Consider the following 9,132-nt stretch of genomic DNA (forward strand, 5'->3'; position numbering starts at 1 on the left):
GAAATCAAGGTAATTCAACAAAACCTGTAGAGGAAAAACCAAAAGAAGAAACACCGGCAGATTCAGAAAAACCAGAGAAACAAGAATCGCCAGCTCAACCAGGGGAAACAGGAAATCAAGGTAATTCAACAAAACCTGTAGAGGAAAAACCAAAAGAAGAAACACCAGCAGATTCAGAAAAACCAGAACAACCAGTTCAGCCGGAAAAACCAGAGAAACAAGAACAGCCAGCTCAACCAGGGGAAACAGGAGAGCAAGGTGCGTCAACAAAACCTGCAGAGGAAAAACAAAAAGAAGAAACACCGGCAGATTCAGAACAACCAGTTCAGCCAGAAAAGCAAACTGAACCAGCTCAACCAGTTCAGCCGGAAAAAGTAGAGAAACAAGAACAGCCAGTTCAACCAGGAACTCCGGCAGAGCCAGAGGCATCTGGACAGCCATCAACGTCTGTAAAACCAGTTGAGGAAAAACAAAAAGAAGAAACACCGGCAGATTCAGAAAAACCAGAGCGACCAGTGAAGCCAGTTCAACCAGGGGAATTAGGGAAAGAAACCAATAATAATAGTAATCCTGTTTTAGCAGATAAAATAAAAACATTATTACTAACGGCTCTTGATAATAGAGTGAGTTTAGAACTTTATAATATGACTATAGATGATATAGAATTTCGAGCAGTAGAAATTGGAGATGAAAAAGCAATAAATACTGTGAAAGATAAGTTACAAGGTAATAAGAATGTAAGAATATATGACTTAAGTTTACACAAAGGTGGAAAAGAAATATCGTTAGATAATAATAGACTGGTAAGAATAGCTTTAGCTGAATATGAAAATAAAAATGTAGAAATATATCATATAGAAAAAAATGGGAATCTAAAACAAATTCCCTCAGTCATAAATAACGGAAATGTAGAATTCTACATAGATCACTTCAGTCAATTTGCAATAGTATCAGATAAAAATAATCTTTCTAAAACAGACACTCAAAACGCGATTTCTAAAGAAAACTCATTAAAACAACAGAATCTTCCAAAAACAGGAATGAGTAATACTAATGATTTTTCATTATTGGCTATAATAAGTTTACTTGTATTAGTCTTATCAAGAAAACAAAAAGATAGTATGAAGTAGCATTTTTTGTTATATAGAATTATTGTATGAATTCGTACATAGTAGTTTTTGAAACCTACTTTTTTATACAAAAAAGATATGTTGTATAGGGAAAGATGATAAAAACGATTTATTGTCAAAGAAGGTAAAACTATGTTATAATAAAATTACAACATAAAAGGAGCAAATAACTATGGTAAATATTTATGATAAAGCAAATGAATTTGAAAGAGCATTAAGAGAATCTGATGAATACAAAGCATCATTAGCAGCATCTGAAGGATTATATTCTGATGAAGAAGCTAATGAACTTTATACACAATTCGTATCAAAACAAAAAGATTTAATGGAAACAACTCAATCAGGAAATGAACCTTCAGAAGAAGATTTAACAGCGTTAGAAGAAATCCAACAAAAATTAATGGAAAATTCTAAGTTTTTAGACTTTGTACAAGCTCAACAAAAACTTCAATTTTTAATTGAAGATTTAAATAAAGTAATGTATAAACCATTAGATGAACTTTTTGAAAAATACGGAAACAAATAATAGAAGAAAAATAGTAAATCACGGAGTTAGAATCATTCTAGCTCCGTGATTTATATATATACATATAATTTTTATTTATCTTTATTTTCCTCAACATAATCTATTAATTCTAATGTTAGATCATATCTTAAAAATGGTGTGATTAAGTAAATTCCCTTGAAGTGTTTTAAAGCAACATCAAGTAGTTTTTTACTTTCTTCTAAAGCAACTTTTTGGCAAAGTTCTTTATCATCTTTTACTTCTTCTAATTTAGCTAAGAAATCTTCTGATAATTTAATTCCAGGTACCTCATTATGTAGGAAGATGGCGTTGTTGTAGCTAGTTATTGGCATTATACCAACGAAGAATGGTGTATCTGGATAATCAGCGGCAAGTTCTGCTAATTGTTCAATTTTTTCAGCTTCAAAGACAGGTTGGGTAATAAAATAATCAGTACCTGCTTTTATTTTTTTCTCAACTAGACGTTTTGTTTTACTTAGGTCACGAACATTAGGATTATAGGCAGCTGCCACAGTAAAGTTTGTAGTTTTTTTCAGTGAAGCTCCGTTATATCCAAGTCCTTCATTAAGTTGTTTAATAAAAGGAATTAATTTAAGACTAGTCATATCATAGACACTAGTAGCCCCAGGGAAATCACCAAGTTTACTTGGATCTCCAGTAAGAGCAAGGACGTTATTAATTCCAAGAAGATCAAATCCCATTAAACGAGATTGTAGTCCGATAAGATTATGATCACGACATGTTAAATGAAGTAGTGTAGGGGTAGTAATATGCTCTTTTAGTAAGGTTGCAGCAGACAAGTTACAAATACGAGTACTAGCAAGAGAATTATCTGCTAGAGTAATGGCTTCAATGTTTTTCTTGTCAATTGCTTTAGCCCCTTCAATAAATTTATCAACATTTAAATGTTTTGGTGGATCTAATTCGGCAATTATAGTTACTTGTTTTTTGACTTTATCAACAATTGTTGGTTTATTACTTGCTACTCTAACTAGTTCTTCTTCTGCAGGTAGCGGTGTTATTACTTTTCTTTTAACTGGTTTAAGACCTTTTATTCCTTTTTTAATAGCGCGAATATGTTCTGGAGTAGTACCACAGCATCCTCCGATTAATCTTACACCTTCTTCAACAAGAAGTTTAGCACTTTGTTCGAAGTAAGCTGAATTTTTTCTGAAACGATATTCGTTACCATTAATTGTTTGTGTCAGTTGTAATAAACTTGCATTAGGATAAGCAGATAGGTAACTTTGTGCAAATAATGGCACTTGTTTTAAACTTTTAATCATGTGATAAGGACCTAGATGACAGTTTAAACCAACGATATCAGCCCCTAGGTTAACAAGTGTGCTTAAAGCATCAGTTACTTTTTCTCCGTTTTGAGTAATACCTGCTTCTAATAATGAAATATTAGTGATAATAGGTAAGTCAGTTAATTTTCTTGCTTCAGTTAATACAGCACGAATTTCTTCTTGATCATAATAAGTTTCGAATAACAACGCATCTATTTTATTTGTTGATAGTAGAACTTTTACTTGATCAATTGTTTCTTTTACAATAGTTTCTAATGAAAGTTCACATTCACGAAGACCGCGAATAGCTCCGATTGTTCCGAAAACAATAGTATCTTCTCCAGCAGCCTTGCGTGCTATTTCAGCAGCGCGAATGTTAATTTCTTCAAATTTATTATCATAGCCATATGTCTTAAGTTGGCATTTTTTTGCCGCATAAGTGTTTGTTTGAATTATATCCGCTCCAGCTTCGATATAAGCTTTATGAATTTTCTCCACAGAATCTGGATTAGAGATATTATTATACTCATGACAACTTTCCAATCCATTACTATAGAGAGCTGTACCCATAGCTCCATCAGCTACGAGTACATTTTGTTCTAATCTCTCTAATAAGTTTCTCATATGAACCTCCTATTTAGCGGCAAGTTCACTTCTGATTTCTTTAGTAACTTCAACTAAAACTTCTAAAGCTTCGATAGTTTCTTTTTCAGCACGTGTTTTTAATCCACAGTCAGGGTTAATCCAGAATTGTTCTGTAGATAATTTTTGAAGTGGACGTAAGATATTAGTACGTACTTCTTCTTTTGTTGGTACACGAGGAGAGTGGATATCGTAAACTCCAAGACCGATACCTAATGGGTAGATTGCAGTCTCGAAAGCAGAGATTAATTCTCCGTGACTTCTACTAGTTTCGATAGAAATAACGTCAGCATCTAATGCACGGATAGAATCGATTATTTCATCGAAGTTAGAATAACACATATGTGTGTGGATTTGTGTAGTATCTTCAACAGATGAAGTAGCTAAACGGAATGAGAATACTGCTTCTTCAAGATATTTTTCTTTTTTGCTGTCTCTTAGAGGTAATCCTTCACGGATAGCTGGTTCGTCAACTTGGATAATTGTAATTCCAGCTTTTTCTAAAAGTTCAATTTCATTTTTAAGAGCGATAGCAATTTGGTTGAAGATTTCTGCTTTAGAAATATCAGTTCTTTCAAATGACCAGTTTAGAATAGTAACTGGTCCAGTTAACATACCTTTAACAGGTCGGTTAGTTAAGCTTTGAGCATACGCAGTTTCTTTAACTGTTACAGCTTCAATGTGTTTTACATCTCCGTAGATGATTGGTGGTTTAACCCCACGAGATCCGTATGATTGAACCCAACCGAATTTAGTAGATGCAAATCCAGCGAAACGTTGACCGAAGAATTCAACCATGTCTGTTCTTTCAAATTCACCGTGAACTAATACGTCGATATCAAGATCTTCTTGAATTTTAATCCAACGAGCGATTTCTTCTTCGATGAATTTTTCGTATGCTTCATTAGATAATTCACCTTTTTTCCATAGCGCACGTTGTAGACGTACTTGTTTAGATTGAGGGAATGATCCGATTGTAGTAGTTGGTAATACTGGTAAGTTGTATTTTTTATTTTGAACTTCACGACGAACTTTGTAATCAGATGGACGAGTTGAACGAACATTTTCGCTTGATTCTAATTCAAGGTTTCTGAATTCAGCATTTTGTAATTTGTTGAAGTCTTCAACGTGTTTTTGGTATGCAGCATCTTCTTTACCATCTAATTTGTTAGCTAGTAAGTTAAGTTCTTCTAATTTTTGATCAGCAAATGCTAAACCATTTAATAAAGTTTCTTCTAATTCTGTTTCATTTTTAGTTGTAACTGGTACGTGAAGTAATGAACATGATGGTTGAATTACTAATTCAGCAACATTAGCTTTAAGTTCTTCTAATAATGCAGAACTATCTTCGAAATCATTGCTCCATACATTACGTCCGTCAACAACTCCAGCAAATACTTCTTTATCTTTAAATAGACCAGCTTTTACATTAGCTAAGTTTTCTTCTCTTCCGTGAACGAAGTCTAATCCGAATGCTACAGGTAGATCTACAAGTTTTTCAGCTTCTACTAAAGCTTCAAAGTAAGTTTGGAAGATGAATTTAGCCTCTACTTCATTGTTGAAGTGGTTGTACACTTTGTGAGCTAATTCTACATAATTTTTACCTTCATCAGTAACGAAGATTGGCTCATCTACTTGGATGTAAGAAGCACCAGCTTCAGCTAATTCTTTGAATACTTGAGTATATAATGGTAATAATTTATCTACAGCTTTTTCAAATTCGCCTTCAGCAAGACCGCTTGATAAAGCTACGTATGTGATTGGTCCAGTAATTACTGGCTTAGCTTTATCTCCTACGATTTCTTTAGCTTCTTTGTATAAGTCTAATAGACGAGTGTTGTTTAATTTAGGGTTAACATTTTCCCATTCTGGTACGATATAGTGGTAGTTAGTGTTAAACCATTTTTTTAGTGCAGATGCAACGTTATCTTTGTTACCACGAGCGATATCGAAGAATAAGTCTACATCAACTTCTCTTCCTTCGAAACGTTGTGGAATAACGTTGAATTGAACTGATAAATCTAAAATGTGGTCATATAGTGAGAAATCACCAACAGGGATGAAATCTAACCCAGCATTGAATTGTTTTTCGATATAAAGACGACGAAGTTTTTCTGCTTCTTCAAATAACTCGTTTTGACGAACTGTACGAGCCCAGTATCCTTCAATTAATTTTTTCCATTCTCTTTTTTCCCCTAAACGTGGGTATCCTAAACTTGAAATTTTTGTCATTATTTCTTTTCCTCCTAAAATTTTCTCTTTTTTGTATATTGAATTATAAAAATAAAAACGCCCTTAAACAATAAACTAATATTGTCTAAGGACGTGCGTTTTATACGTGGTACCACCTTATTTTATGGAAAATCTAAAATTGTGAATTGAATTTTTTAGTTTTCCACCTCATTAAAATTTTAACGCTATTTCTGCGTAATTACCTAACTTCCGCTCGATAATTAAAACTCAAAGACCATCTTCAAAAAAATTCATTAATCTCTTTTCAGCTACCGAGATTCTCTGGTGTAACTCCTTTTTTCTACTCATCTTATCAATGTTATATTATATTAATTTATAAAAATAATTTTTACTCAGTCTTAAATACGACAAAAGGGTAGTAACACAAGGGACGAAATGACCGTGTTACCACCCAATTTTATAATCTTAAAATAAACTTTTAATCTTACCTCAATGATTATTAACGGTAATCAACCGGAACTAACTCATTAATAGTCATTAGTTCAGCTCTGTGACCATTTACAATACACCCAAATCCTTTTTTTCACCAACCAAAAGGTCTCTAATAATTAAGTAATATTGCTCTTCACTTCTTCGCTTTTTAAAACTGTTAAAGAAATATTAACATAAGTTTTTTTCTTTGTCAACACTTTTTAGTAAAAAATTTCGATAAAAGATTAAAAACTTTCCCTAGAATTGTCAGAAATCTAAGATAGGCCATATATATTAATATATTTTAAAGATAATGTTTTAATAATAACTATTTAAGAAATATTTTAACTTTTACTAATAGTTAGTTAATATCTATAAGGTATACTGTATTCATCAAACAAAAAGTTTTGGTAATAAAGTATTAAATAAATAAGAGGAGAGAAATACAAATGAAAAATAACTTTATTAAATCAGAAAATTTTACAAAATGGGCAATCAGAAAGGTTAGTGTTGGAGTGGTATCAGCTGCTATTGCTAGCGGAATTTTTATAGTTGTTGGCAGTGGAGAAGCGCATGCGAGTGATTTACAAGATAAAGCTCCCGTAGTTCAAAATGTAGAAAATAAACAAGTAAATGATGCAACTGAATCTAAAGTAATTGAAAACAAAGTAAATACTGTAGGAAAAGAAATAAAACAAGTTGAGAAAAGTACAGTTGAAGCAAAAAATGCGGTAAGTGCTGAGAAACAACCTGAAGTAAAATCAGAAAAAGAAGTAAGTATTGAATCAAAAGAAACTGATGTGAATAATTTAATAAAACAGGCAAAAGATGTTGCAGAACCACAAACAACTCCAGTTGAAGTTAAAAAAGCAGTAATGGACAATACAAAAGATACAGTAGATGTACCAGCTAAATACTTAGACAAAGCAAACTTCCCAGGACCATTCACTGCAGGAGTGAACCAAGTAATTCCTTATGAATTTTTCGGTGGAGATGGAATGTTAACAAGATTAATCTTAAAATCATCAGATAAAGCACCATGGTCAGATAATGGATCAGCAAAAAATCCAGCGTTATTACCATTAGAAAAACTAGGAAAAGGATTATACTTCTATGAAGTAGACCTAGAAGGAACAAAAGGAAAATCAGATAAAGAATTATTAGACTTATTAAAAGCTAACGGAACACAAAGCTATAAAGCAACAATCAAAGTATACGGTGAAAAAGACGGAAAAGCAGATTTGACAAACGTAGTAGCGACAAAAGATGTAAATGTAAATCTAAATGGCCTTACAAGTGTTAACGAAGTTAAAAAAGCAGTAATGGAAAATACTAAAGATACAGTAGACGTACCAGCTAAATACTTAGATAAAGCAAACTTCCCAGGACCATTCACAGCTGGAGTAAACCAAGTAATTCCTTATGAATTCTTCGGTGGAGATGGAATGTTAACAAGATTAATCTTAAAATCATCAGACAAAGCACCATGGTCAGATAACGGATCAGCGAAAAATCTAGCATTATTACCATTAGAAAAACTAGGAAAAGGATTATACTTCTATCAAGTAGACCTAGCAGGAACACTAGGAAAACAAGATAAAGAATTATTAGACTTATTAAAAGCTAATGGAACACAAAGCTACAAAGCTACAATAAAAGTATACGGTGAAAAAGACGGAAAAGCAGATTTAACTAATGTAGTAGCAACAAAAGAAGTGACTATAAATCTACATAAAGAAACTAAGCAAATGGATATGAAACCAGGAGAAGATATGATACAAAATAATACAGCTACTGGTTCAATGAATTCAAATGTAAGTGGAAAAGTAATGAATATGAGTAAATCTGATAATATGTCTATGGAATCTAGTATGAATAAAGCTATGATGCAAGATAATATGACTATGAATACTCATATGAGTAATGGAATGATGAAAAAAGGTATGCTACCAAAAACAAGTGCAGCACCTGAAGGAACAATGAGTTCAACAAATTCATCAAATACTGGAATACTAGGATTAATCATTGCAAGCTTCTTAGGTCTATTAGGATTCAGAAGAAAAAATAATTAATAAATAAAATAAACTTGTAGATTTTATCGAAATAGTGCTATACTTTTATTGTATAGTACTATTTTGATAAGAGGAGTTAAATATGGTTAATAAAATTTTATTAGTAGATGATGAAATAGAAATAACGGAGATAAATAAACGATATTTAGAGCAAGGTGGATATGATGTTGATATCGCTAATGATGGTAAAGAAGCTTTAGAGAAATACAAGAAAAATAAATATTCTTTAGTAATTACAGACATAATGATGCCCAATATGGATGGCTATGATTTAATCAGTGAAGTACAGTATTTAGAAGAGGAACAACCATTTTTATTCATAACAGCGAAAACTACAGAACCAGATAAAATCTACGCTTTAAGTTTGGGGGCAGATGACTATATAGTAAAACCATTTAGTCCAAGAGAATTAGTTTTAAGAGTTAGAAATATACTACGTAGAATCGAGAAAAATAGTAGTGAAAATATTTTAACTTTAGGTGATTTGAAAATTAACTATAATAGTAGAATTGCTATGGTAAATGATAAACAATTAGAGCTTACAGTGAAGTCTTTTGAATTATTATGGCTACTGGCTAATAATCCAGAGCGCGTTTTTTCTAAAACAGAATTGTATGAAAAAATTTGGCAAGATGAATATGTTGAAGATGCTAACACATTAAACGTGCATATACACTCTTTAAGAAGAATTTTAACAAAATATTCAACAGAAAAAACACCAAGTATAAAAACGGTACTGCACCCAAAAAGTTGGACAAAATATTAAGTTATTTTTGTTTAGTATTTTAAACTTTAAAGTCAGTAAATTT

Annotated in this window: 6 protein-coding genes and 2 other annotated features; of the genes, 4 read left to right on the forward strand and 2 right to left on the reverse strand. The window is 32.0% G+C overall.

Annotated features, from left to right (window positions below; all coding sequences use genetic code 11):
- Together JX287_RS06315 and JX287_RS06320 are read left to right on the forward strand one after the other, a co-directional pair.
- The coding region (locus tag JX287_RS06315) for an LPXTG cell wall anchor domain-containing protein (protein ID WP_204643748.1) at nucleotides 1–1,130 on the forward strand (1,130 nt) is incomplete at its 5' end.
- A 172-nt stretch (nucleotides 1,131–1,302) separates the two neighbouring features.
- On the forward strand, nucleotides 1,303–1,656 hold the full coding sequence (locus tag JX287_RS06320) for a YlbF family regulator (protein WP_204643752.1): 354 nt from the start codon (nucleotides 1,303–1,305) through the stop codon (nucleotides 1,654–1,656).
- Between the two features lie 71 nt (nucleotides 1,657–1,727).
- Here JX287_RS06320 and JX287_RS06325 read toward each other — a convergent pair whose 3' ends face one another.
- Both JX287_RS06325 and metE read right to left on the reverse strand, forming a co-directional pair.
- A complete protein-coding gene (locus tag JX287_RS06325) occupies nucleotides 1,728–3,569 on the reverse strand; it encodes a bifunctional homocysteine S-methyltransferase/methylenetetrahydrofolate reductase (RefSeq protein WP_204643754.1) in 1,842 nt (613 codons plus the stop codon).
- A 9-nt stretch (nucleotides 3,570–3,578) separates the two neighbouring features.
- Nucleotides 3,579–5,819 carry a 5-methyltetrahydropteroyltriglutamate--homocysteine S-methyltransferase gene (gene metE, locus JX287_RS06330; protein WP_239650350.1) on the reverse strand — a complete coding sequence of 747 codons (2,241 nt, stop codon included), beginning with the start codon at nucleotides 5,817–5,819 and terminating at the stop codon, nucleotides 3,579–3,581.
- Nucleotides 5,820–5,903: 84 nt separating this feature from the next.
- Nucleotides 5,904–6,145, reverse strand: a binding site (T-box leader).
- Nucleotides 6,146–6,203: 58 nt separating this feature from the next.
- Nucleotides 6,204–6,423 (reverse strand) — a binding site (T-box leader).
- A gap of 277 nt (nucleotides 6,424–6,700) precedes the next feature.
- On the opposite strand from metE, the gene JX287_RS06335 reads away from it, so the two are divergent.
- Complete coding sequence (locus tag JX287_RS06335; protein WP_204643756.1) at nucleotides 6,701–8,323, forward strand: SSURE domain-containing protein; 1,623 nt, start codon at nucleotides 6,701–6,703, stop codon at nucleotides 8,321–8,323.
- A gap of 82 nt (nucleotides 8,324–8,405) precedes the next feature.
- Nucleotides 8,406–9,089, forward strand: a complete 684-nt coding sequence (locus tag JX287_RS06340) for a response regulator transcription factor (protein WP_204643758.1) — start codon at nucleotides 8,406–8,408, stop codon at nucleotides 9,087–9,089.
- Nucleotides 9,090–9,132: the final 43 nt, after the last annotated feature.

It is taken from the genome of Gemella haemolysans (genome assembly GCF_901873445.1).
In the GTDB taxonomy this organism is placed as follows: domain Bacteria; phylum Bacillota; class Bacilli; order Staphylococcales; family Gemellaceae; genus Gemella; species Gemella haemolysans_C.